A 24,675-nucleotide genomic window follows, 5' to 3' on the forward strand; every position below is an offset into this window, starting at 1 on the left:
GGGCGAATCCACAGGGGCGCGTGGGGCACCTCCCGGCCGAAGGCCGGGGGAGAACTGCGCAATGCGGATGGGGGCTCGCCGTACGGACCACGGCCTAGCCCGAATTCGTCACGATGCCCGATCCCGGACTGCGCGGTTCCCCGCGCCCCTGAGGTGCCCTTCCGGTGTCAGGAGAATCGCTTCCGCCGCTTGACGGTGCGGAAGCGGCGGGCCACCTGGCGGGCCAGGTCCGCGGCGCCGACCAGGCCGGCCTCGTTGCCGAGGGCCGCGTGCACGATGCCGGCCTCCGGCCGGAACCCGCGGCCGGTCAGGGTGCGCCTGAAGGCGTCCTGGGCCGGCCCGAGCAGCAGGTCGCCGGCCTCGGAGACGCCGCCGCCGACGACAAACCGTCCGGGGTCGAGGGCGGCGGCGAGGTTGGCGATGCCGACGCCCAGCCAGTGGCCGACCTCGTAGAGGAGTTCCACCGCGACGGCGTCGCCCTCCCGGGCGGCCTCGGTGACCAGCGGCCCGGTGATGCCCTCCGCGGTGCCGCCGGCCCGGGCGAGCAGCGGCTGGACGACCGGCGACTCCTCGGCGACCAGCCCGCGCGCCTCGCGGACCAGCGCGTTGCCGGAGGAGTACTGCTCCCAGCAGCCGCGGTTGCCGCACGGGCAGCGGTGCCCGCCGGGCACCACCTGCATGTGGCCGAACTCGCCCGCCAGGCCGTACTTCCCGCGGTCGACGAAGCCGTCCCGGACGACCGCACCGCCGATGCCGGTGCCCAGGGTGATCATCACCATGTGGTCCTCGCCGCGGCCGGCGCCGAACCGCCACTCGGCCCAGGCGGCCGCGTTGGCGTCGTTCTCCACCAGCACCGGGAAGCGCAGCCGCTCGCTGAGCGCCTCCTGCAACGGCTCGTCGCGCCAGTTGAGGTGGGGGGCGAAGAGCACCCTGGAGCGGTCGGCGTCCACCCAGCCGGCGGCGCCGACGCCGACGGCGTGCACGTCGTGCTTGTCGGCGAGCTGCAGCACCAGGTCGACGATGACGTCCTCCACCACGGTGGGGCTCTTGCTCTTGTGCGGGGTCTCGGTGCGGACGCGGTCCAGCACCCGGCCCTCGCCGTCGACCACGCCGGCCACCACCTTGGTGCCGCCGATGTCCACGCCGATGGTGGGCAGCCGCAGCACCCCGGCCGGCAGGGCGCGCCGGCGGCGGTCGGCGCTGCGCGGCCCGAGGCCGAACAGGGTGGGCAGGACGGCCGGCCGCTGGGTGCTGTGCGGGCTGGTCACGGGGGCGGTGGCTCCTTCGGGTCGGACGGCGGGGGCGCCGGGGCTCTCCCCGCCATCCTCCCGCGTCCGGCGGCGCCCGCGGGGCCCGCTCCGTGCGCGAGGACGACTGCCAGCGAATCCTCATCCGAATGACCGCAGGTGCTGCCCCGTTCGAGGGATTCGGTCAGGGGGCTGGCAAACTGGGCTGGGCCGCGCGGGGGATTCACATGGAAACGTGATGTTCCTCTCAGGTTCTGCCCAGTTTGGGTTGGAACCGAACTGCGGTTTCCATCTGTCTGATCACATCGGAACGTGCACGGGCGAGCGGGGGCCCGGGCTGCCAGCGACCCGGATACGAGAGCCTTAATGCAACTGACCGGAACACCCTTCCTGATCGTCACGATCGTGCTCGTGCCGCTCTCCGTCGCGGCGGTGCTGCTGCTGTGGGGCAGGGTGCGCGGGCCGAAGCCGGTCCAGGTGCTGTCCAGACTGGTGATGATCCTGTTCTGCCAGGTGACGGCCGTCACCATGGTGTTCGTCATGGTCAACAACGCCAACCTGATCTACGGCAACTGGGACGACCTGCTGGGCACCGGCAACCACGTCCGTTCGGTTCCGCAGGTGCAGGCCGAGGGTCCCGGGCACGACGCCAAGTCGGAGCCCAAGGTGCTGCAGCAGTTCAAGGGCGTGGACGACCCGATGGTGCCGAAGGACGTCCAGCGCACCGACCTGAAGGGCCAACTGTCCGGCGTGGACGGCGAGGTGCTGGTCTGGCTGCCGCCGCAGTACAACGAGCCGGCCTACAAGGACAGGACCTTCCCGGTGGTGGAGCTGATCCCGGGCTTCCCCGGCTCCTCCAGCACCTGGTACGGCACCCTCAAGGTGTCCGAGCAGCTGAAGCCGCTGATGAAGGAGGGCAAGGTCGCGCCCTTCATCCTGGTCTCGCCGCGCACGCTGCTGCTCGGCCGCAGCACCGACACCGGCTGCGCCGACGTGCCCGGCAAGGTGAACGCCGACACCTGGCTCTCCCGGGACGTGCCGAAGATGGTGCTCGACAACTTCCGCGCCGACACCTCGGCCGACCGCTGGGCGGTGGCCGGCTACTCGGCCGGCGGCCACTGCGCCGCCAAGCTGGCGCTGGAGCACCCGGACCGCTACCGCGCCGGCATCAGCCTCTCCGGCTACAACGACCCGGCCGCCGAGGCGGACTCGCTGACGGCCAAGAACCCGCAGCTGCGCGAGGCCTCGAACCCGCTGAACATCCTGCGCAAGGCGGCCCAGCCGCCGAAGACCTCGCTGTACGTCAGCGGCAACAGGGGCGACGGCTACGAGGGCGGCCTGGCCCTCCAGCAGGCGGCGAAGGCGCCGACCAACGTGACCGTGGTGGAGACCACCGGCCCGCACGCGGTCGACGTGTGGAAGCCGCTGCTGCCGAAGGCCTTCACCTGGCTGACCGGGATCATCCCGGCCCAGCACTGACGCACCGACGCCGACGGGCCGTCCCCTCCCCCTGCGGGAGCGGACGGCCCGTCGGCGTTCCGGGCGGCGGCCGGCAGTTGTCGGCGACGGTCCGTCAGGCGAGTTCCAGCGCCAGGTAGAAGTCCACCCGGTCCTCCAGCCGGGACAGGTCACGGCCGGTCAGCTCCTCGATCCGGCCGATCCGGTAGCGGAGCGTGTTGACGTGCACGTGCAGCTGGGCCGCGCAGCGCGTCCAGGAGCCGTCGGAGCGCAGGAAGGCCTCCAGGGTGCGCACCAGGTCGGCTTGGTGCTCCAGGTCGTAGGCGATGACCTTGTCGAGCAGGCGGCTGCGGAAGGCCCGGCGGACCTCGTCGGGGACGGCGGCGAGCAGCAGCACGTGCGAGGCGAGCTCCTCCGGCCCGGCCACGCAGACCCGGCCGACCCGGGCGGCGGCGATCCGGCGGGCGTGCCGGGCCTCCTCCAGGGCGCCGCGCAGGCCGTCGGCCTCGCTGGCGGGGGCGGAGACGCCCACGGTGATCCGTCCCTCGGAGCCGAGTCCGGCCTCCAGCGGGGCCAGCAGTTCGCGCAGCGCGTCCGCGGGGACGGCGGTGCCGGGGGCGGGCATCACCACCACCGCGCCACTGCCGGCGCCGGCGACCAGGGCCCGGTCGGTGGCGTCGGTGAGCGCCTCCTCCAGGACGGCGCGGACGGTGCCGTCGGGCAGGCCGGTGCCCTCGGCCGAGAGGATCAGCCAGGACTCGGCCGTCTCGGGGCGGCCGCCCTCGTACTTGGCGGCCATCGTGGCGGAGGCCTGCAGGGCGCGGGAGATCTCCAGCGGGTCGGCGTCCCGACGGAGCAGGGTGAGCACCTCGTCGGCGATCCGGCGGCGCAGCCGGCGGCCCTCGTCGCGGCGGGTGCGCTCGGCGGCCACCAGCCGGGCGAGGTTCTCGGCGAGCTGCTGACGCTTGGCCGTCCACTCGGTGACGTCGCCGGCGACCACGAGCAGCCAGTCGGCGAGCGGGGCCTCGGCACCCGGGTCGGCGGCGGCGGGCAGCAGCGAGTAGGAGCCGACCGCGAGGCGGGCGCGGTGCGGCGGGCGGCGGCGCTGGCGCTGGGCGGCGAGGTGGGCGCGGACGAGCTGGTCGCGGTCCTCGGCGGAGAGCCGGTCGGCCGGGCCGGCGACCACCCGGCCGGTGGGGGTGATCACCCAGCAGTCGAGGTCGAGGTCGCCGCCGAGCAGGTCGAGCACGGCGTCCAGGCCGCCGCCGCCGGCCGCGGAGACCAGCAGCCGGTGCCGGTCGACCAGGGCGGCGAGGTCGGCGGCCCGGTCGGCGGAGACCTGGCGGCCGATGTACTCGGCGACCGCGCCGAAGGCGACGTCGTCGGGCACCACGAGCAGCGGCATCCGGTGCCGGCGGCAGGCCTCGACCAGGTCCTCGGGGACGGGGCCGACCTCGGCCTCGCCGGCGGCCAGGGCGACCGCGCCGCCGGCCGCGATGGTGCGGACGAAGCGCTCGGAGTCGTCCGGGCCGGTGCGCCAGAGCATGCCGGTGAGCACGAGTTCGCCGCCGTGCAGGTAGCGGCCCGGGTCCTGGAGGTCGGTGGTCATCACACCGCTGACCTGCCGGTCGAGCTCTTCCTCGGCGGCGAGCAGCCGCAGCCGCGGGGCGCCGGGGGCGAGCAGGTCGCGGACACGCATCCGCAGACTCCTTCGTGCTGGAGGGTGGGGGTCGGGTGGGTGTGGGGCCTCACAGTGTGCACCAGGTCGGCGGCCCTCGGCGGAACGTCCCGCGCGCCCGGCCGGTCACGGGCCCGTCGCCTCGCCGTCACGGCCGGATTACGGTCGTAGGTGGCGGTAGGGAAACCGCTGGACTGGGCACTTGTCAGCCTTAGAGGAACGTACAGGATGCCGGGCGGGACCGGCGCGCGGGCTTCATGCCATCGGTGACTGCCAGTGGGCCCCGTCACAGCGGTTCACTGGCCACACGCCACCGGAACACCCCGGTGACCGGAGCTCAACGCCGAGGCAACGAAGCGGTAGCAAGGTCCGAACACCGAGTTCGGGGCACTGTGCCCACTGTCCGGTTGGCGACGACTTGAGGAGACACCCGCATGGAGTTCCTTCGGCCCGCTACGTGGGACGAGGCGCTCGCGGCGAAGGCTGAGTACCCGACCGCGCTGCCCATCTCCGGGGGCACGGACGTCATGGTCGAGATGAACTTCGACGTGCACCGGCCATCCGCGATTCTCGACCTGAACCGCATCGGCGACCTCGCCACCTGGTCGATCGACGGCGACACCGTGAGGCTGGGCGCCGCGGTTCCGTACAGCCGGATCATCGACGAGCTGTCCGGACCGCTGCCGGGCCTGGCGCTGGCGGCGCACACCGTCGGCTCGCCGCAGATCCGCAACCGGGGCTCCGTGGGCGGCAACCTGGGTGCCGCCTCGCCCGCCGGCGACTCGCACCCGGCGCTGCTGGCCGCCGGCCGGGACGTCCTCGTGGAGGCGGCCTCGGTGCGCGGCACCCGGCTGATCCCGATCGACGACTTCTACACCGGCGTCAAGCGCAACTGCCTGGAGGCGGACGAGCTGATCCGCGCCGTGCACATCCCGGCGGCGGACGGCCCGCAGCAGTTCTCCAAGATCGGCACCCGCAACGCGATGGTGATCGCGGTCTGCGCGTTCGGCTTCGCGCTGCACCCGAAGAGCCGCACGGTCGGCACCGGCATCGGCTCGGCCGCCCCCACTCCGCGCCGCGCGGTGGAGGCCGAGGAGTACCTGCGGGACGTGCTCGCCGAGCGCGGCCTGTGGGAGTCGGGCGACCTGCTCGGCACCGAGGTCATCCAGCGGTTCGGCGAGCTGGTCCGCGCCGCCGCGTCCCCGATCGACGACGTCCGCGGCACCGCGGACTACCGGAAGCACGCGCTGGCCGTGATGGCCCGCCGCACGCTGACCTGGACCTGGAACGACTACAGCAAGCAGATCAGGAGCGCGGCATGAGGGTCACGTTCACCGCCAACGGCAAGCCCGTCGAGGCCGACGACGTCTGGGAGGGCGAGAGCCTCCTGTACGTGCTGCGCGAGCGGGTCGGCCTGCCGGGTTCGAAGAACGCCTGCGAGCAGGGCGAGTGCGGTTCCTGCACCGTCTACCTGGACGGGGTGCCGGTCTGCTCCTGTCTGGTCGCGGCCGGCCAGGTGCAGGACCGCGAGGTCCGCACCGTCGAGGGCCTCACCGAGGAGAGCGGCGACCTGGGCGTCGTCCAGCAGGCCTTCGTGGACGCGGGCGCCGTGCAGTGCGGCTTCTGCACCCCCGGCCTGCTGGTGCAGACCGACGCGCTGCTCGCCAAGGACCCGCAGCCGAGCGACACCGACATCCGCGAGGCGCTGTCGGGCAACCTGTGCCGCTGCACCGGCTACGAGAAGATCATGGACGCGGTGCGGCTCGCCTCCGCCCGCACCTGCGCGAAGGCGGTCTCCGAATGAGCGGCACCCGCACCATCCAGGGCCAGAAGAACCTGCAGAACATCCACCAGGCGAGCAAGGACGGCATCGGCGGCTCCCCGCTGCGCCCGGACGGCACCCTGAAGGTCAAGGGCGAGTTCGCCTACTCCTCGGACATGTGGCACGAGGACATGCTCTGGGGCATGGCGCTGCGCTCGCCGCACCCGCGGGCCAACATCCTGTCGGTGGACGTCTCCGAGGCGCTCAAGGTGCCCGGCGTGCACGCGGTGCTGACCCACGACGACATCCCCGGCTCCAAGTACTACGGCCTGGAGATCCAGGACCAGCCGGCGCTCGCGATCGACAAGGTCCGCTACCACGGCGAGGCGATCGCCCTGGTCGCCGCGGACCACCCGGAGACGGCCCGCCGCGCGGTGAAGAAGATCAAGGTCGAGTACGAGGTGCTCACCCCGATCACCACCGAGGAGCAGTGCCTCGACCCGGAGACGTACGGCTACGTGCACGAGCCGCACGAGTACAAGTCGCACGGCTCCGGCAACATCTGCCACAGCCAGAAGCTGGTCTCCGGCGGCGGTGTGACCGACGAGATCCGCGCCACGGCGGACGTGATCGTCAAGGGCACCTACGAGGTCGGCATGCAGGACCAGGCCTTCCTCGGCCCGGAGTCCGGCCTCGCGGTGCCCGCCGAGGACGGCGGCGTCGACCTCTACATCGCCACCCAGTGGCTGCACGTGGACCGCCAGCAGATGGCGCCGGTGCTGGCCCTGCCGGAGGAGAAGGTCCGGCTCACGCTGGCCGGCGTCGGCGGCGCCTTCGGCGGACGCGAGGACCTGTCGATGCAGATCCACGCCTGCCTGCTGGCGCTGCACACCGGCAAGCCCGTCAAGATCGTGTACTCCCGCGACGAGTCCTTCTTCGGCCACGTGCACCGCCACCCGGCGAAGATGACCTACGAGCACGGCGCCACCCGGGACGGCAAGCTGGTCTTCGCCGACTGCCGGATCGTGCTGGACGGCGGCGCGTACGCCTCCGCCTCCCCCGCGGTGGTCGGCAACGCCGCCTCGCTGGGCCACGGCCCGTACGTGATCCCGAACGTGCGGATGGAGGCGATCGCCCTCTACTCCAACAACCCGAGCTGCGGCGCGATGCGCGGCTTCGGCGCGGTGCAGGCCTGCTTCGGCTACGAGTCGCAGATGGACAAGCTGGCCGTCGAACTGGGCATGGACCCGGTGGAGCTGCGCCAGATCAACGCCGTCACCCAGGGCGACTTCATGCCGACCGGCCAGGAGATCGACGCACCGGCCCCGGTGGCCGAACTGCTGCAGCGGGTCAAGGACATGCCGCTGCCGCCGCCGCTGGACCTGGAGGACCTGGACGTGCGCACCCTGCCCGGTGCACTGTCCAACACCTCGCACGGCGAGGGCATCGTCCGCGGCATCGGCTACTCGGTCGGCATCAAGAACGTCGGCTTCTCCGAGGGCTTCGACGACTACTCCACCGCCCGGGTCCGCCTGGAGGTGATCGGCGGCGAGCCGGTCGCCATGGTGCACACCGCGATGGCCGAGGTCGGCCAGGGCGGCGTCACCGTGCACGCCCAGATCGCCCGCACCGAGCTCGGCGTCGAGCAGGTCACCATCCACCCGGCCAACACCGAGGTCGGCTCGGCCGGCTCCACCTCCGCCTCCCGGCAGACGTACATGACCGGCGGCGCGGTGAAGCTGGCCGCCGAGGCGGTCAAGCAGGCGCTGATCGAGAAGGGCCGGCGCCGCTACGGCTGGGAGCACAAGGACATCACCCTGGTCGGCGGCAAGGTCGTCTCCGAGGCCGGCGGCGTGCTCGTCCCCATGGTCGACCTGCTCGGCGACGAGGCGATCGACCTGACCCGCGAGCACCACCACCGGCCGACCGTGCCGTTCGACAAGGAGACCGGCCAGGGCTTCGGCCACGTCCAGTACACCTTCTGTGCCAACCGCGCGGTGGTCGACGTGGACGTGGAGCTCGGCCTGGTCAAGGTGGTCGAGCTGACCGCGGCCCAGGACGTCGGCAAGGCGCTGAACCCGCTCTCGGTGATCGGCCAGATCCAGGGCGGCTGCACCCAGGCGCTCGGCCTCGCCGTGATGGAGGAGATCGTCGTCAAGGACGGCAAGGTGCGCAACGCCTCCTTCACCGACTACCTGATCCCCACCATCCTGGACACCCCGCCGATCCCGGTGGACATGCTGGAACTCCCCGACCCGAACGCCCCGTACGGGCTGCGCGGCGTCGGCGAGGCCCCCACCGTGTCGGCCACCCCGTCGATCGTCGCGGCGATCCGCAACGCCACCGGCCTCGCCCTCAACCGGGTGCCGGTCCGGCCGGAGCACCTCACCGGGACGCTCTAGCCACACCGCGCAGGACCTCCCCGGGGCGGCGACACGTCTTCCCCGCCGCCCCGGGGGCGCACCACAACTCCACACACCGGATGTGCTCCACCCGCTGCTCCACCCACGCCGGGGCCCGGCAGCGGCACGCACCACCCCCTCCGGTACGCGGACCCCCGCGTACCGCCGTGAGTCGAACAGTCCCCCTGTGCCTACCTCCCACAGCCTGGCATTCAGGTCGGCTCGCCCACCCCAATCCCCTTTGAACCTTGGGAGTGGACATGACCCGGATCCCCACAGAGCCCGGTACCACTGAAGACAGACCTGCCACCGGCGACGCCCTCACGCCGCCGGTCGTCACCCCGAAGAGCCCGCTGGACGCGTACTTCAAGATCTCGGCCCGGGGCTCGACCCTCGCGACCGAGCTCCGGGGCGGCGTCACCACCTTCATGGCGATGGCCTACATCGTCCTGCTCAACCCGATCATCCTGAGCGGGGCGGACGTCAACGGCGTCAAGCTCGACCATTCCGCGCTGACGACCGCGACCGCGCTCGCCGCCGCGGTGACCACGATCCTGATGGGCGTGGTCGGCAACGTCCCGCTGGCCCTCGCCGCCGGACTCAGCGTCTCCGGCGCCATCTCCGCACTCGTCGTGCCGCACACCACCTGGCCGCAGGCCTTCGGCCTGTGCGTGATCTACGGCCTGCTGATCGTCCTGCTGGTGGTCTCCGGACTCCGCGAGAAGATCATGAACGGCATTCCGCTGCCGCTCAAGCACGCCATCACCATCGGCATCGGCCTGTTCGTCGCCATCATCGGCCTCTACAAGGCCGGCTTCGTGCACACCGGCGGTCCCACCCCGCTCTCGCTCGGCCCCTTCGGCGAGCTGGCCGGCTGGCCCGTGCTGATCTTCTCGCTCACCCTGCTGACGATCTTCGTGCTGCTGGCCCGCAACGTCCGCGGCGCCATCCTGATCGGCATCGCCGGCGGCACCGCCCTCGCCGTGATCGTCAACGCGGTCGCCGACCTGCCGGCGAAGACCTGGGCCAACTCCGCCCCGGTGTGGCCGGGCAGCCCGGTCGCCGCCCCGGACTTCAGCCTGTTCGGCCACGTCGACCTGTTCGGTGCCTTCACCGGCAAGGGCATGGGCGCGATCAGTGCCTCGGTCGCCGTCTTCACCCTGGTGCTGGCCGGCTTCTTCGACGCGATGGCCACCATCATCGGCGTCGGCACCGAGGCCGGGCTGGCGGACAAGAAGGGCCGGATGCCCGGCCTGTCGAAGGCCCTGTTCATCGACGGTGCCGGCGGCGCGGTCGGCGGTGTGGTCGGCGCCTCCGGCCAGACCGTCTTCGTGGAGTCCGCCACCGGCGTCGGCGACGGCGCCCGGACGGGCCTCGCCTCCACCGTGACCGGTCTGTTCTTCGCCGCGATGCTGTTCTTCTCGCCGATCGCCGGCATCGTCCCGGTCGAGGTCGCCGCGGCGGCCCTGGTCGTCATCGGCTCGATGATGATGAGCCAGGCCCGGCACATCGACTGGTCCGACCGCGAGGTCGCCATCCCGGCCTTCCTCACCTGCGTCCTGATGCCGTTCACCTACAGCATCACCGCCGGTGTCGCGGCGGGCGTCATCTCCTACACCGTGATCAAGGCCGGCACCGGCAAGTGGCGCGAGCCCGGCCCGCTGATGTGGATCCTCACCGCGGTCTTCGTCGTCTACTTCGCGCTCACACCCGTCAAGGCGTGGCTAGGCGTGCACTGACCGCCCGGCCGCCGTGCGGGCGCCCCGCTCCCGCACGGCGGCCGACCCCGTTCCCCCGTTACCCTCGTGCTGAGGAGCACCCACCCATGCAGGACATCGCCGCGCAGCTCACCGCCTGGCACGCGTCCGGGCGTTCCTTCGCCGTGGCCACCGTCGTCGCCGTCTCCGGCAGCGCCCCGCGCGACCCGGGCGCGGCGCTCGCCGTCGACGAGACCGGCGAGGCGATCGGCTCGGTCTCCGGCGGCTGCGTCGAGAGCGCCGTCTACGACCTCTGCCAGGAGGCGATCCGCACCGGCGAACCCGTGCTGGAGCGCTTCGGCTACAGCGACGAGGACGCCTTCGCGGTCGGTCTGACCTGCGGCGGCATCCTCGACGTCTTCGTCCAGCCGGTCGTGCCCGGCACCGACCCGGCGATCGACACGGGCATCGCGTACATCGCCTCCGGCACCCCCGTCGCCCTCGCCCGCATCGTCGCCGGCCCGCAGGCCCTGCTCGGCACCGCCGTCGCCGTCACGGCCGACGCCCACCACGGCAGCCTCTCCCCCACGGCCTCCGCCACCCCCGGGCCGACCACGCGGTCGCTGGAGCGCTCGATCGTCGCCGAGGCCCGCGCCCTGCTCGACGCCGGCCGCACCGGCACCGTCGTCCTCGCCCTCGACGGCCGCCCCTGCGACCCCACCGACCAGGGCACCGTCACCGTCTTCGTCGAAACGTACGTCCCCGCCCCCCGCATGATCGTCTTCGGCGCCATCGACTTCGCCGCCGCCGTCGTCCGCATCGGCAAGTTCCTCGGCTACCACGTCACCGTCTGCGACGCCCGCCCCGTCTTCGCCACCACCCGCCGCTTCCCCGACGCCGACGAGATCGCCGTCGACTGGCCCCACCGTTACCTCGACACCCAGCACCACCGCATCGACGGCCGCACCGTCCTGTGCGTCCTCACCCACGACGCCAAGTTCGACATCCCCCTCCTTGAGCGCGCCCTGCGCCTGCCCGTCGGCTACATCGGCGCCATGGGATCCCGCCGCACCCACCACGACCGCAACACCCGCCTGCGCGAAACCGGCCTCACCGAGGCCGAGATCGCCCGCCTCCGCTCACCCATCGGCCTCGACCTCGGCGCCCGCACCCCCGAGGAGACCGCCGTCTCCGTCGCCGCCGAGATCGTCGCCCACCGCCGCGGCGGCTCCTGCCTGCCGCTGTCCGCCGGCGACGGCCCCATCCACCACGACCTCGGTGCGGTCGTACCCGAGCCGGAGCCGGAGCCGAAGCACCGGCCGCGGCCGCACGCGGCCTGAGCACGCAGTCCGAGCACGCGGTCCGAGCACGGGGCGGTCGGGGTGCGGGGCCCCGTCAGCAGCGCGACGCTGGAGACCTGAGGACCGACCCCACCCCGGCGAGGTCCGAGCGGCCGGTCGTCCTCCGCACCGAAGGGACCACCGCCATGCGCATGCTCGTTCAGGCCTCGATCGACACCGAACGCTCCAACGCCGTGGTCGCCGCGGGGAAGATGCCCGAGACGATGGAGCAGATGCTCGGGATCCTCAAGCCAGAGGCAGCCTACTTCTACCCGCTGCACGGCCGCCGCGGCTTCACCATGGTGGTGGACGTCGCCGACGAGGCCGCCCTGATCCCCCTCGTCGAACCGCTCTGGACGGAGATGGGCGCCGACGTCGAGGTGGTCCCCTGCCTCACCGCCCAGGAACTCCAGGCCGGCCTCGCCCGCCTCACCGCCCGGTCCTGACCCGGCCCGCCCCGGAGGTCAGTCGGCCTCACCAGCGGGCACGACCCACCGCGTCGGCTGGCCGGTGACCTGGGCGATCATGTCGTAGTCGCCGTCGTAGTGCAGGACGGTGACGCCGTGGCGCTCCGCCGTCGCGGCGATCACCAGGTCGGCCGTCGACACTGCTTGCCAGTTGCCCGCGCCGACGAGCAGTACCTGGACGTCCAGCGCCCGGTCCCAGACCTCGTCGGTCGTCGGCAGCCGGTCGAAGCCGCGCATCTCGTCACGGATCCGCTCGGCCTCGGCCTTCGACCTGGCGCTGCGCAGGACCTCCAGTTCCACGGCCGCACAGACGGCCAACAAGCCGGCGTTGTGGAGGGGTTCCACTGCCCTGCGGACGGCCTGTTCGGGGAATCGGGCCAGCGCCGAGGTGTCGATCAGGAAGCGTTCCGTCATGCCGCCCGGTGCTCCGAATCACTCTCCACCGGACCGGTCAGGTCCGGCAGACCGCCTTCGGCCAGCCAGTTCAGAAAGGATTCCCGCTTCCGTCGCTTGATCGCATCGGCGAGCGCGGCATTCACGGTGGCCACCTTCGTGGTGGTGCCGAAGATCTCCGCGGCCTCGGCCAGCAGCTCGTCGTCCACGTCTATCACCGTGCGCGTCATGCCAACCTCCCGAGGGTCGTGATATCGAATCCCATGCTATTCGATATCACGACCCTCGGGCCGTCAGCCGATGTCGAGGCGGGCGAGGCGGCGCAGCAGGGCGGGGCTGAGGCGGCCGAGGAGGCGGGCGGCCCTGGCCTCGAAGGTGACCGGGACGACCGGCTTGCCGGTGCGGACGGCGCGGAGGATCTCGGCGGCGACCTTCTCGGGCGGGAATCCCCGGCGGGCGTAGGCCTTGGTGGCCTTGGCCCGCTTGGCGGCCTGCTCGTCCGCGTCGGTGCCGGAGAAGGTGGTGGTGCTGGTGATGTTGGTCGCCACGATGCCGGGGCAGATCGCGGAGACGCCGATCCGGTGCGGGGCGAGTTCGGCCCGCAGGCAGTCGGAGAGCATCAGCACCCCGGCCTTGCTGGTGGCGTACGCGGCGAGCGACTTCGCCGGCAGGTAGGCCGCCGCGGAGGCCAGGTTGACGATGTGTCCGCCCCCGCCGCGGGCCACCATCAGCTCGCCGAAGGCGCGGCACCCGTGGATGACGCCCCAGAGGTTGACGTCCAGGACGCGCTGCCACTCCTTCGCGGTGGTCTGCAGGAAGGTCCCGGCATGGCCGATCCCGGCGTTGTTGACCACCACGTCGGGCACGCCGTGCTCGGCGGCGACCTGCCGGGCGAAGGCGTCCACGGCCTCGCCGTCGGAGACGTCCACCCGGTAGGCGTGCGCGCGCGGGCCGACCAGGCCGCAGAGGTCGGCGGTGCGCCCGGCGGCGGCGAGGTCGAGGTCGCAGACCACCACCCGGTCGCCCTGCTCGGCGAAGGCCAGCGCGGTGGCCCGGCCGATGCCGCTGCCGCCGCCGGTGACCACCGTGAGCCGGCCGCTCACCGGCGGGCCCTGGACGTGCCCGGCGGCGACCCGGGTGACGTGCTCGCGGACGAGCCGGGCCACCGCGCCGCCCTTCTCCAGCAGCGCCGACCAGTGGCCGGCGTCCAGGGTGCGGCGGGTCAGGTGCGGCACCCAGCGCTCCAGGCCCTCGGAGAGGAAGGTCGAGACGTACCGGTCCCGCTCCAGGGTGATCAGCTGGACGGGCACCTCGGTCGGCCGCTCCCGCGGACTGCGCAGCACCGGCCGGAAGTTGGCCCGGTACAGCTCGATCCCGCGGACGGCGTCCCGGCCGAGGGTGGGCTGCGGGTGGCCGGCCCGCGGGGTGACGGCCTCCATCCGGTGCAGCACGGTCGGCCAGGCGCGGGCCAGGAACAGCCGCCAGACGGCCGGTGCCAGGTAGGGCAGTTGGAAGGCCGTGATGTACCAGGAGTGCACGCCCTGGACGAGCAGCTGGCGCAGGTGCCGCGGGGTGGGGCGGCGCATCCGGTGCCTGATCCAGTGGCCGATGTGGTCCAGCGACGGCCCGGAGACGGTGGTGTAGGAGGCGATCCGCCGGTGCGCGCCGGGCTCGGTGACGGCCTCCCAGGACTGGATCGATCCCCAGTCGTGGGCGACCACGTGCACCGGTTCGTCCGGGCTGACGGCGTCGGCGACGGCGAACAGGTCGGCGCCGAGGTGCTCCAGCCGGTAGCCGTCCCGGGCGGCGGGCACACCGGAGCCGCCGGCGCCGCGGACGTCGTAGCGGACCACGTGGTGGTCGGTGGCGAGGTCGGCGGCGACGTCGTCCCAGACCGCGTGGGTGTCCGGGTAGCCGTGCACCAGCAGGACGGTCGGCCGGGCCGGGTCGCCCTGCTCGTACACGGCCAGCGGCAGCCCGCCGGAGTGGACGGTGCGGCGGCGGATGGTCATGCGGCCTCCTCCTGGAGCGTCCAGCGCCGCACGTGCGGCAGGTCGTCGTCGAGCCAGAACGCGTCGTCGTCCGTGACGACGAGCAGTTCCTCGAACTTGATGCCCACGTCCCGGAAGCCGATGTGCGGCTCGACCGCCCACAGGCCCGGGGTGGGGGCGTGCCGGGACGAGCGGCCGTCCGCCCACAGCGGGGAGCGGCCGTGCAGCCGCTCGCCGATCAGCTCCCGGCCGAGCGTCTGGAGTGTACGCACGCCGAAGCCGAGGAGGGTGACGCCGGCCGGGCCGCGGGCGGTCGTCCGGGTGACCCGGTGGCCGATCACCCGGCCGGGGTAGACCCGGTGCCGGTTGTCGTAGCCGTGCACGGCGAGCTGGGCGTCCACCGCCGCGTACACCTCGTTCAGCGGCTTGCGGGCCCTGACCTCGGCGAGGATCAGCTCCCGGTAGACCTTCAGGTCGGCGGCGAGGCGGTCCCAGACCGGGTTCTCGCCGACCTTGCCGCCGTAGCCGATGTCCGCGGTGTAGCCGTCCACCACCGGCGCGCAGTCCAGCACGTACGGCATGCCCTCCTCCAGCCGGCGGCTGCCGGCGAAGAACTGCAGCGGGGTGCGGAAGTGCCGGAAGGCCGTGCGGTCGCCGAACCAGGCGAACGGCACGTGGAAGTGGTCCTGCACCCCGGCCCGCTCCAGGCAGCGGCGCAGCTGCACGGTGGCCTGCCGCTCGGTGACGCCGGGTTCGATCCACGCGGCGACCTGTTCCGCACAGTGGTAGGCGAGTTGCTGGGTCTCGCGGAACCTCGCGAGGTCGCGGTCGTCGTAGGGGAAGGTCATGGGCGGGCTCCTCAGAGGTCCAGGACGAGGGTCTCGCCCTCGGCCGCGCGGGAGACGCAGGGCAGCAGGGCGCCGTCGGCGCGCTCGGCCGGGGTCAGCCGGCGGTCGCGGTGCTCGGGGGTGCCGTCCAGCACCCGCACCCGGCAGGTGCCGCAGAAGCCCTGCTTGCAGGAGTACGGCAGGTCGGGACGGAGCTCGCGGGCCACGTCCAGGGCGGAACGGTCGGCGGGGACGGCGAGTTCGGGACCGCCGGCGCCGAGCCGGACGGTGAACGGGTGCCCGCCGGTGACCGGGGCGGCACCGAACCGCTCGAAGTGCAGGGCCCGGGCGGGCGAGGCGTCGAACAGCCGCTGGACGGCGGCGAGCATCGGTGCCGGGCCGCAGCAGTAGACGGCCGCGCCGCGCGGGGCCCGGGCGAGCAGTTCGGCGGCGTCCGGGACGCCGTCGCGGTCGTCGGTGCGGATCTCCACCCGGGCCGGGTCGAGGGCCCGCAACTCCTCGGTGAAGGGCAGCGCGGCGGCCGTCCGGCCGGTGTGCACCAGCCGCCAGTCGAGGCCGAGCGCCCGCGCCTGACGGGCCATCGGCAGCAGCGGGGTGATGCCGATGCCGCCGGCCAGCAGCAGCACGGCGGGCTCCGCGCAGAAGGCGAAGCCGTTGCGCGGGCGGGCGGCGGTCAGTCGGCTGCCGACCTCGACCTCGTCGTGCAGTTCGACGGACCCGCCGCCGCCGTCCGCGACCCGGCGCACCGCGATCCGGTAGCGGTGCCGGTCGGCGGGGTCACCGCAGAGGGAGTAGTGCCGCCGCCGGCCCGAGGGCAGGGTGAGGAGCAGACGGGCGCCGGGCTGCCAGGCGGGCAGCGGGCCGCCGGAGGGCTCGGCGAGGTGGACGGCGACGACGTCCTCGGCGACCGTGCGCTGGCCGGTGACCACCAGGCGCAGCGGCGGGACGGGGGCGGGGGACGGCCTGCGGGGGCTGCGGCGCAGCCCGGGGCTGCCGAGCGCCGGGCTGTAGTGGTCGCCGAACGCGGTGAGCCACCGCATGAACCGGTCGTCCCGGGGACGGCCGTACAGGTCGGGCGGCGGAGTGACGAGGTCCATCGGTGACGGCTCCGTGGCAGGTCGAGATCGGACGGGAGGAGACGTCCCCCAGGGGCGTGTGGGGGGTGCACCAACAGCGTTCGGAACGGGGTGTCCCCTTGGGGGCGCGTGGGGGTACCGCCTCAGCGGGTGGCGGCTGCGCGGGCGGCCGGGGAGGTGGCGAGGTAGCCGAGGGCCTGGCTGGAGGAGCCCTCGTGGGTGGGGTGGTAGCCGGGCTTGAAGTAGCGGGCGGCGGAGCGGGCCATCGCCCCGGGGTCGGGCAGCAGGCCGCGCCGCGCCTGCACCTGCGCCTCCCGCCAGGTCGGCCGGATCCGGCCGCGGAGTTCGGGGTCGGCGGCGAGCAGGAACCGCACGCCCCGGACCCACAGGTGCACCAGCAGCGGCCCGGAGACGAGCATCCCCCGCATCCGCCGCAGGTAGCCCGGGTCGAGGTGGACCAGCAGGTCGTAGGCGACGCTGCGGTGCTCGACCTCCTCGGCGCCGTGCCAGCGCAGCAGGTCGAGCATGGTGGGGTCGGCCTGGGCCCGGTCGAGGCCGGGCGAGTTGAGGGCCCAGTTGCCGAGGAAGGCGGTGAAGTGCTCGATCGCGGCGACGAAGGCGACCCGTTCGATGATGTTCTCGCGGCGCCGGCGGCCCGTCAGTCCGGGCTTGTCGCCGAGGACGCGGTGGAAGAGCCAGCCGATCTGGCGGATGTAGGGGCGGGGGTCGAGGCCCTGGCCGAGCAGGTGGTCGAGGACCTCCTGGTGGGCTTCGGCGTGGATGGCCTCCTGGCCGATGAAGCCGAGGACCTCCTCGCGGAGCTGCTCGTCGGTGATCATCGGGAGCGCGTCCGAGAAGACCCGGACGAACCAGCGCTCGCCCTCCGGGAGCAGCAGGTGGAGCACGTTGATGGTGTGGGTGGCGAACGGCTCGTCGGGGATCCAGTGCAGCGGCAGGCTGGACCAGTCGAACTGCACGTCGCGGGGTTCCAGGACGAGGCTGTCGTGGACGCGCGGGGGCGGGGTGGTACCGGGCATGGGGGAGCCTCCTGGCCTGCGGTGGCGGCTTCGACCCTGGCAACGTACTCGCGGGTAGCAGGCCCGGCAAGGGCCTTATCGACATTGAGTCTAATAAGTTTCGCGCCCAGGACGGCCCTCGCCCGGCCGGGACGGAGGAGGTGCGGCTCAGTCCGGTACCGGCCCCGGCGGGCGGAGCGCCACGCGGAGCGCCGTCAGGAAGGACTCGACCGCCAGCCGGGCCGTCAGCAGTACGAGGGCGCCGGTGAAGAGGCCGAAGGCGGCCGCGGCGACGATGGTGAACAGGGCGTGGTCGTCCAGCGAGCCGTCGTCCGGATCCGTCCGGAGCCGGATCCGGTGGCCGGGGTGGTCGCCGGCGAGGCGCCGCTCGGTCAGCTGCCGGCCGTCGAAGGTCCAGGTGCGCAGGCAGCCGTAGAGGTCGTCGAACGGCCCGGTGGGCTCCCGGTACACCTGGCACTCGGTCACGGTGACGTCGACCGCCTGCGGGGTGCGGTACCGGTCCGGGTGCGTTCCGTTGCCCGCCCGGCCGGTTCGGCGCCGATGCCGGGCACCACCAGGAAGAACAGCGCCGCGAGGCAGCCGACGAACACGTCGGTCCTGGCCGGCAGGCCGCCGAGGAACGCCGGGGGCAGACCCCCGAGCAGCAGGTACGGCGCCGGACCGGTCAGGCGCACCTGCCGGTCGACCCCGGTGGAGCAGGCGAGCAGCGCGGCCGACGGGGCGGCGGCCGCGAAGCCGGCGGCGACGCAGAGCAGGCCGAAGGGCCGGACCTTGCCGGCCATGGCTCCCCCTCCGACGACACCGGGCCGCACCGGCATGCCGCCCGCGGCGGGGAGGCGCCGTGCGCCCCGGTCACACCGCCATCGCGAGCATCAGCGGGGCGGCGCGCAGCGAGAGGAGTTCGGCGGCGGCGCGCAGCCGGTGGGTCTCGGTGGCGGGCAGGGAGGTGGCCAGGCAGCCGACGGTGGCGCCGGCCGTGACGGGGACGGCCGCGCAGACCGTGCCCAGCGCGTACTCCTGGAGGTCGAGCACGGGGACGGTGGCGGGCTGCCGGTCCAGGCGGTGCAGCAGCTGCTCGGTGTCGGCGATGGTGCGGGAGGTGAGCCTGGCGACGGGGTGGCGGGCGAGGTGGTCGCGGCGGCCGTTGTGGTCGAGCTGGCCGAGCAGGCACTTGCCCATGGCGCTGGCGTGCGCCGTCGCCCTGAAGTCCACCCACTCCTGGACGGCGGGGGCGTGGTCGGTGGCGGAGACGGCCTCCACGCTCAGTTCGCCGTCGTGGTAGCGGCTGAAGTAGACGGCGGCGCCGAGCTCCTCGCGCAGGTCGGCGAGGCGGCGGTGCAGCCGGGCCCGGACGAGCTGCTCGCGGTTCTGCTGGCCGAGCACGGTGAGCGCGCCGCCGAGCAGCCAGACGCCGTCGTCGAAGAGCAGGTACCCCTCGCACTCCAGGGTCTCGGCCAGTTCGCGCACGGCCGCGGTCTGGATGCCGAGTTCGCGGGCCAGCCGGGCGGTGTCGACGCCGTGCGGGTGCCGGTCGACGGCCTCCAGCAGGCGCAGTGCGCGGTGCAGCGGCCCGAACGGGTTCGGGTTCGGGCGGCCGTGGGCGGGGCCGGTCCGGCGGCCCCGGCTCGGTGCCGGCATGGGCGTCCCCTTCCGCTCGCGCGAGTGCGCGGCGCGGCCGCGCCCCTCCAGCCTAGCCGCGGAGGGGCCGCCTTGACCGCCCGTACGACCGGATGCGGCACGGTTCGTGAGTGTCCGTCAGATTCCGGGGGTCCTTGTGGTGCGGCGAAGGGCCCCTCCCCCACTGCCCAGGGGGAGGGGCCCGGTCGGGGTGCCGGTCAGGCGTCGTCGCCGGCGCGGAGCTTCTTCACCGCGGCCTCCAGGCGGCTGCCGTACTCCTCGTCGGCCGCGTGGAAGTGGGCGAGGTTCTTCTCCACGACGTCCTCGCGGCTCACCTGGGCGAGGAAGCCGGCCAGGTTGGCGATCAGGCGGCCCTTCTCGCCCTCGGACATCAGCCGGTAGAGCTCGCCGGCCTGGAAGAAGTCGTCGTCCTTGGTGTGGGCCGGGGTGGTGTAGGTGCCGGTGTGGCCCTCCAGCCGGACGGGGGCGGCGAGCGCATCGCCGGTCTGCGCCGGGCCGTCGAAGGAGTTCGGCTCGTAGTTCTTGGCGCGGCCGGCCGTGTTGAGGGCGCCGAGGCCGTCGCGGCCGTAGTTGTTCGCCTCGGTGGCGCGCGGGGCGTTCACCGGCAGCTGGGTGTGGTTGACGCCGAGGCGGTAGCGCTGGGCGTCGGCGTAGGCGAACAGACGGCCCTGGAGCATCTTGTCCGGGGAGGGGCCGATGCCGGGCACGAAGTTGTTCGGCGAGAAGGCGGCCTGCTCGACCTCGGCGAACACGTTCTCCGGGTTCTTGTTGAGCACCAGCCGGCCGACCTTGACCAGCGGGTAGTCGGCGTGCGGCCACACCTTGGTGAGGTCGAAGGGGTTGAAGCGGTAGGTGGCGGCCTCGGCGACCGGCATCAGCTGGACGTACAGCGTCCAGGACGGGAAGACGCCGCGCTCGATGGCCTGGTGGAGGTCGCGCTGGTGGCTGTCCGCGTCGCCGCCGACCACCTCGGCGGCCTGCGAGCCGTCCAGCGAGCGGATGCCCTGGTTGGTCTTGAAGTGGTACTTCACCCAGTAGGCGTCGCCCTGCTCGTTGACCCACTGGTAGGTGTGCGAGCCGTAGCCGTTCATGTGGCGGTAGGAGGCGGGGATGCCGCGGTCGCCGAACAGCCAGGTGATCTGGTGGGTGGCCTCGGGGGCGTGCGCCCAGAAGTCCCAGACGTTCTCGGCCTCGGTGATGCCGGTGTAGGGGTCGCGCTTCTGCGAGTGGATGAAGTCGGGGAACTTGATCGGGTCCTTGATGAAGAACACCGGGGTGTTGTTGCCGACCAGGTCGTAGTTGCCGTCGGCGGTGTAGAACTTCAGCGCGAAGCCGCGGGGGTCGCGGACCGCGTCACTGGCGCCCAGGTTGCCGGCCACCGTGGAGAACCGCAGGAAGACGTCGGTCCGCCTGCCGACGGCCGACAGGAAGTCCGCCCGGGTGTACTGCGAGACCTCGTCGGTGACCTCGAAGTAGCCGTAGGCGCCCGAGCCTCGGGCGTGCACCACGCGCTCCGGGATGCGCTCGCGGTTGAACCGGGCGAGCTTCTCCAGCAGCTGCTGGTCCTGGATCAGCAGCGGGCCGTACTCGCCGGCCGAGGCGGAGTTCTGGTTGTCGGCGACGGGCGCGCCGGACTCGGTGGTCAAGGTCTTCGGCATGAGGGTCCTTCAGTAGCAGCGGTGCGGTGCAGGGGGCTGGGGTCAGACGCCGAGGAGGCGCCAGAGGGCGGCGCGGCGGCGGGAGGTGTGCTCGCCGTCCGGGCCGTCGGCCGGGGCGAGGGCGGCCGCGGCGGCACCGGCGGCGGCGGCGTCCCGGAGCGGCCGGGCGGCGGTCAGCACGGCGGCCTCGTCGGTGGTCAGGCCGGCCGCAGCGAGGGCGGACTCGGCCTCGGCGGCGGGCAGCGCGTCGAACCAGCGCAGGGCGAGGACGGCGCGGCCGGCCTCGGTGAGGCGGCCGGTGAGCCGGAGCCGGGCGAGGCCGCCGTCGGGGTAGACGTTGATCTTCACGTGGGTGGCGGGGCGTCCGGCGTCGAGCCGGAAGCGGTGCCGGGTGTCGGGCTGCAGCCGGGTGCGGGGCAGCAGCGGGAACCAGCCGGCCGTGTCGGTGGCGGGGTCGCCGCCGGCGGAGGCGTCGTAGCCCACCAGGTCGGCCCAGCCGGGGGCGTTGGCGACGAAGTGGGTGGTGTCCACCTCGGCGGCCAGGACCTCGCCGCCCCCGGCCAGGGCGATCCGGACCCAGTCGTTGGCCTTGTCGCGCCGACGCCGGGTCTCCCAGCCCTCGCCCATGACGGTGGCGCGGCCGGGAGCGTTCAGGTTGTGCGGGGAGGAGAAGTAGCGGTCCGAGGCGGCCTCGGCGACGCCGCCGGTCTCCTGGGCGGCGAGGTCGAAGGTGAGGCCGTCGAGTTCGCGCGGGTCGGGCAGCACCTCGCCGTGCACCCGCAGCCGGGCGACGCCGCCGTCCGGCCAGATGTTGAGGCGGACGTGCGTCCAGCGGGTGCCGTGGTCGACCGCGAACTCGTGCGCGGTGTCGCCCTTCAGGGGGGTGCGCGGCACCAGATCCGTCCACTCGGCGGCCTCGACCTCGGCGGGCGAGGGGTGGCCGGGTACGGACGCGGCCTGGACGGATGCGGTCTCCGGGTAGTTGCCGGTGAAGTGGGCGGTGTCGACGACCACGCCGCGGATCACGCCCGCCGCGCCGAGCCGGACGATCGCCCAGTCGTGGTCCTCGTCGGTCGGGTGCGGCTGGTCGGCCGAGGCGCCGCGGCGGCGGCGGGACTCCCAGCCGTCCATGATCTGGCCCTTGTGGCCGAAGGTGTGCGGCCGGAACTCGGCGGGCTCGGCGACCAGCATGTTCTCCGCATCGGCGAAGGTGTCCTCGTTGGTGGCGACGACGCCCGCGCCTAGCCGGCGGGAGGCCAGGTCGACCAGCTCGGTGAAGGGCGCAGCCGCGGTCTTCTCGGTGCTCAACTCGACTCTCCTCAAGGACGGGTGATCTGCCGGCCGAACGGCTCGCCGGCGGTGTCGACCGCCCGGCCGCGGAGCCAGGTGGTGCGCACCGCGCCGGTGAGGGTGCGGCCGGCGTACGGGGTGACGGGGTTGCGGTGGTGCAGCTGCTCGGCGTGCACCGCGAAGTCGGCGTCCGGGTCGAAGGCGACGAGGTCGGCGTCGTACCCGGGGGCGATGGCGCCCTTGGTGCCGGTGAGGCCGACCAGGGCGGCCGGGCCGGAGGCCATCCAGCGGACGACGTCCGCGAGGGTGTGGCCGCGGCGGCGGGCCTCCGTCCAGACGGCGGGCAGACCGACCTGCAGGGAGGCGATGCCGCCCCAGGCCGCGGCGAAGTCGCCGCTGCCGCCGTAGCGCCGGAGCAGCTTCAGGTCCGGGGTGGACGGCGAGTGGTCGGAGACGACGGCGGCGAACTCGCCGGCCGCGAGGGCCGCCCAGAGGGCGTCCCGGTTGGACTCGGAGCGGATCGGCGGACAGCACTTGAAGGCGGTGTCGCCGTCCGGCACCTCCTCCGCGGTGAGGGTGAGGTAGTGCGGGCAGGTCTCGGCGGTCACCTGCACGCCGTCCTCCCGGGCCTGCCGCAGCAGCGGCAGCACGGCGGCCGAGGAGACGTGCAGGATGTGCACCCGGGTGCCGGTGCGGCGGGCGGTGTCGAGCAGCCGGGCGACGGCGGCGGCCTCGGCGTCGTCGGGCCGGGAGGCCAGGAAGTCGCGGTAGTGCACGCCGGGCTGCTGCGGGGCGGCGTCGAGGACGGCCGGGTCCTCGGCGTGGATGATCGCGAGCGCGCCGAGCCGGGCCTGCTCGGCGAGCGCGGACTCCAGGTCCTCCCGGGTGGCCAGGTGCGGGAACTCGTCCACGCCGGACGGGGCGAGGAAGCTCTTGAAGCCGAAGACGCCGGCCTCGTGCAGCGCCGCCAGGTCGCCGGTGTTGCCGGGCACCGCGCCGCCCCAGAAGCCGAGGTCGACCCAGGCCTGACCCTCGGCGGTCTTGCGCTTGGCCTCCAGCCCGGCGGGCGTGGTGGTCGGCGGGACGGAGTTCAGCGGCATGTCGACGATCGTGGTGACACCGCCGGCGGCGGCCGCCCGGGTGGCCGTGGCGAAGCCCTCCCACTCGGTGCGGCCGGGCTCGTTGACGTGTACGTGGGTGTCGACCAGGCCGGGCAGCAGGGCGGTGTCGCCGAGGTCGGTGAGGTGGCGGTCCCCCGCGAGCAGCGAGCCGTGCGCGGCGACCTGGGCGATCCGCCCGTCCTGGACGAGGACGTCGGCCGGGCGCTCGCCGTCCGGCAGGACGACCCGGCGGGAGCGGATCACGGCCGGGGTGGACGGCGTGTCGCTGAAGTGCATCGGGACCTCCGAAACGAGGGTACGAGTGGGGAGTGCCGAAGGCGCGCAGGGGAGTTGGGCCGCCGTCGGGTGCCGGACGGCTGCGAGTGCTCGGAGCCTAGGCCCGCCTTCAACAAAACGTCAATGTAGGAACCCACAAGGGGCTGCGGACTACCGGCCGAGCAGTTCGGCGGCCAGCCGCTCCCCCGCGGTCTCGGCGAGTTCGCCGGCCCTGGTCATGCTCTCGCCCGGCTGCTCGGCCAGGTCGGTGAGCGCCACGGCCGCGGCGAAGCCCGCCGCCCGCCACTCCGGTTCCGACAGTTCCAGCCGTCCGGCCACGGCGGCCACCCGAACCCCCGCCCGAGTGGCCGCCGCGGCGACGCCGGCGGGGGCCTTGCCGTGGAGCGTCTGCGCGTCCAGGCATCCCTCACCGGTGACGACGAGGCGCGCCCCACGCACTGCCTCGTCGAAGCCCAGGAGATCGAGGAGGAGCTCGATCCCGGGCCGCATGGTGGCGCCGAGCAGGGCGAGGGCGGCGAAGCCGACCCCTCCTGCCGCCCCGGCGCCGGGGGCGTCGCGGACGTCCCGGCCGGTGACCGTCCGGACGGCGTCCGCCCAGACGGTCAGACCTTCCTCCAGGACGACCAGGTCGTCGCCGTCCGCGCCCTTCTGCGGGCCGTACACGGCGGTCGCGCCGCGCGGGCCGAGCAGCGGGTTGTCGACGTCGCAGGCGACCACCACGTCCACCCCGGAGAGCACGTCGGCCAGCGGTCCGAGGTCGATCCGGGCGAGCCGGCGCAGGGCCGCACCGCCCGGCGACAGCTCGCCGCCGTCCGCGTCGTACAGGCCCACGCCGAGCGCCTGGACCATGCCCGCGCCGCCGTCGGTGCAGGCGCTGCCGCCGAGGCCGAGCACGATCCGCGCGGCGCCGAGCGAGACGGCCCGGGCGACCAGCTGGCCGACCCCGTAGGAGCCGGCCGCCAGCGGGGCGGTCCGGCCGCCGGGGAGCCGGGCGAGGCCGGAGGCCTGCGCCAGCTCGACCACGGCGGTGTCGCCGCGGACGGCGATCGCCGCGTCCACCGGCAGGCCGGTCGGGCCCGCCACCTTGACCGCGACCCGGTCGAAGCCGGCCGCGAGGGCGGCCGCCAGGGTGCCCTCGCCGCCGTCGGCGACCGGGAGTTCGCGGACCTCGGTACCGGGGGCGGCGCGGCGGACGCCGGCGGCGATCCGTGCGGCGACCTCGGCGCCCTCCAGGGAGCCCTTGAACTTGTCGGGCGCGACGACCACATGACCCTGAGCGGGGGTGGCGGGCATGGG

22 protein-coding genes are annotated in these 24,675 nt (G+C 73.7%); 7 read left to right on the forward strand and 15 right to left on the reverse strand.

Annotation, left to right across the window (positions count from 1 at the left end; genetic code table 11):
• Positions 1–167: 167 nt before the first annotated feature.
• The gene (locus tag IE98_RS0106145; protein ID WP_030265399.1) at positions 168–1,268 is read right to left on the reverse strand and encodes an ROK family glucokinase; all 1,101 of its coding nucleotides are present in this window, start codon (positions 1,266–1,268) and stop codon (positions 168–170) included.
• A 345-nt stretch (positions 1,269–1,613) separates the two neighbouring features.
• Between IE98_RS0106145 and IE98_RS0106150 the strand changes: the two genes are divergently transcribed.
• On the forward strand, positions 1,614–2,726 hold the full coding sequence (locus tag IE98_RS0106150) for an alpha/beta hydrolase (RefSeq protein ID WP_030265402.1): 1,113 nt from the start codon (positions 1,614–1,616) through the stop codon (positions 2,724–2,726).
• 94 nt (positions 2,727–2,820) lie between these two features.
• Here the strand turns inward: IE98_RS0106150 and IE98_RS0106155 are convergent, their stop codons facing one another.
• The gene (locus IE98_RS0106155; protein ID WP_030265404.1) at positions 2,821–4,404 is read right to left on the reverse strand and encodes a PucR family transcriptional regulator; all 1,584 of its coding nucleotides are present in this window, start codon (positions 4,402–4,404) and stop codon (positions 2,821–2,823) included.
• A gap of 413 nt (positions 4,405–4,817) precedes the next feature.
• Between IE98_RS0106155 and IE98_RS0106160 the strand changes: the two genes are divergently transcribed.
• The 6 genes from IE98_RS0106160 to IE98_RS0106185 all read left to right on the forward strand — a co-directional run bounded on the left by IE98_RS0106160 (position 4,818) and on the right by IE98_RS0106185 (position 12,030).
• Positions 4,818–5,705: an FAD binding domain-containing protein gene (locus tag IE98_RS0106160; protein ID WP_030265406.1), complete on the forward strand. Its 888-nt coding sequence runs from the start codon at positions 4,818–4,820 to the stop codon at positions 5,703–5,705.
• Positions 5,702–6,187: a (2Fe-2S)-binding protein gene (locus tag IE98_RS0106165; protein WP_030265408.1), complete on the forward strand. Its 486-nt coding sequence runs from the start codon at positions 5,702–5,704 to the stop codon at positions 6,185–6,187. Before IE98_RS0106160 ends, IE98_RS0106165 begins: the two co-directional genes overlap by 4 nt.
• Entirely contained in the window at positions 6,184–8,547 is a 2,364-nt protein-coding gene (pucD, locus tag IE98_RS0106170) for a xanthine dehydrogenase subunit D (protein ID WP_052390187.1), read from the forward strand. The genes IE98_RS0106165 and pucD overlap by 4 nt, the downstream gene beginning before the upstream one ends.
• A gap of 260 nt (positions 8,548–8,807) precedes the next feature.
• Positions 8,808–10,286: an NCS2 family permease gene (locus IE98_RS0106175; RefSeq protein ID WP_030265414.1), complete on the forward strand. Its 1,479-nt coding sequence runs from the start codon at positions 8,808–8,810 to the stop codon at positions 10,284–10,286.
• Positions 10,287–10,372: 86 nt separating this feature from the next.
• Positions 10,373–11,584, forward strand: a complete 1,212-nt coding sequence (locus IE98_RS0106180; protein WP_052390188.1) for an XdhC family protein — start codon at positions 10,373–10,375, stop codon at positions 11,582–11,584.
• 146 nt (positions 11,585–11,730) lie between these two features.
• Positions 11,731–12,030: a DUF3303 family protein gene (locus IE98_RS0106185; protein WP_030265419.1), complete on the forward strand. Its 300-nt coding sequence runs from the start codon at positions 11,731–11,733 to the stop codon at positions 12,028–12,030.
• Positions 12,031–12,048: 18 nt separating this feature from the next.
• On the opposite strand, the gene IE98_RS0106190 is transcribed toward IE98_RS0106185, so the two are convergent.
• From IE98_RS0106190 to IE98_RS0106250, 13 genes are all read right to left on the reverse strand, one after another.
• Complete coding sequence (locus IE98_RS0106190) at positions 12,049–12,465, reverse strand: PIN domain nuclease (RefSeq protein ID WP_030265421.1); 417 nt, start codon at positions 12,463–12,465, stop codon at positions 12,049–12,051.
• Positions 12,462–12,674, reverse strand: coding sequence for a type II toxin-antitoxin system VapB family antitoxin (locus tag IE98_RS0106195; RefSeq protein ID WP_030265425.1), 213 nt, complete (start codon positions 12,672–12,674; stop codon positions 12,462–12,464). The genes IE98_RS0106190 and IE98_RS0106195 overlap by 4 nt, the downstream gene beginning before the upstream one ends.
• A 63-nt stretch (positions 12,675–12,737) precedes the next feature.
• Positions 12,738–14,456 (reverse strand): SDR family oxidoreductase, encoded by a 1,719-nt coding sequence (locus IE98_RS0106200; RefSeq protein WP_030265427.1) that lies wholly within the window; start codon positions 14,454–14,456, stop codon positions 12,738–12,740.
• The gene (locus IE98_RS0106205) at positions 14,453–15,283 is read right to left on the reverse strand and encodes a M24 family metallopeptidase (protein WP_030265430.1); all 831 of its coding nucleotides are present in this window, start codon (positions 15,281–15,283) and stop codon (positions 14,453–14,455) included. The genes IE98_RS0106200 and IE98_RS0106205 overlap by 4 nt, the downstream gene beginning before the upstream one ends.
• A gap of 11 nt (positions 15,284–15,294) precedes the next feature.
• Positions 15,295–16,380, reverse strand: coding sequence for a PDR/VanB family oxidoreductase (locus tag IE98_RS0106210; protein WP_030265432.1), 1,086 nt, complete (start codon positions 16,378–16,380; stop codon positions 15,295–15,297).
• 122 nt (positions 16,381–16,502) lie between these two features.
• Positions 16,503–17,396: a metal-dependent hydrolase gene (locus tag IE98_RS0106215; protein ID WP_030265435.1), complete on the reverse strand. Its 894-nt coding sequence runs from the start codon at positions 17,394–17,396 to the stop codon at positions 16,503–16,505.
• Positions 17,397–17,543: 147 nt separating this feature from the next.
• Entirely contained in the window at positions 17,544–17,861 is a 318-nt protein-coding gene (locus IE98_RS0106220; RefSeq protein WP_030265439.1) for a hypothetical protein, read from the reverse strand.
• Positions 17,858–18,178 carry a hypothetical protein gene (locus IE98_RS0106225; protein ID WP_030265442.1) on the reverse strand — a complete coding sequence of 107 codons (321 nt, stop codon included), beginning with the start codon at positions 18,176–18,178 and terminating at the stop codon, positions 17,858–17,860. Before IE98_RS0106225 ends, IE98_RS0106220 begins: the two co-directional genes overlap by 4 nt.
• Before the next feature lie 70 nt (positions 18,179–18,248).
• Entirely contained in the window at positions 18,249–19,034 is a 786-nt protein-coding gene (locus tag IE98_RS0106230; protein WP_052390189.1) for an IclR family transcriptional regulator, read from the reverse strand.
• A 197-nt stretch (positions 19,035–19,231) separates the two neighbouring features.
• On the reverse strand, positions 19,232–20,692 hold the full coding sequence (locus tag IE98_RS0106235) for a catalase (protein WP_030265448.1): 1,461 nt from the start codon (positions 20,690–20,692) through the stop codon (positions 19,232–19,234).
• Positions 20,693–20,734: 42 nt separating this feature from the next.
• Positions 20,735–22,000: an allantoicase gene (alc, locus tag IE98_RS0106240; RefSeq protein WP_078660801.1), complete on the reverse strand. Its 1,266-nt coding sequence runs from the start codon at positions 21,998–22,000 to the stop codon at positions 20,735–20,737.
• Between the two features lie 11 nt (positions 22,001–22,011).
• Positions 22,012–23,379: an allantoinase AllB gene (gene allB / locus IE98_RS0106245; protein ID WP_030265454.1), complete on the reverse strand. Its 1,368-nt coding sequence runs from the start codon at positions 23,377–23,379 to the stop codon at positions 22,012–22,014.
• A 150-nt stretch (positions 23,380–23,529) separates the two neighbouring features.
• Entirely contained in the window at positions 23,530–24,672 is a 1,143-nt protein-coding gene (locus IE98_RS0106250; RefSeq protein WP_030265456.1) for a glycerate kinase, read from the reverse strand.
• Positions 24,673–24,675 lie beyond the last annotated feature (3 nt).

This window comes from Streptomyces sp. NRRL B-24484, from assembly GCF_000717715.1.
In the GTDB taxonomy this organism is placed as follows: Bacteria; Actinomycetota; Actinomycetes; order Streptomycetales; family Streptomycetaceae; genus Kitasatospora.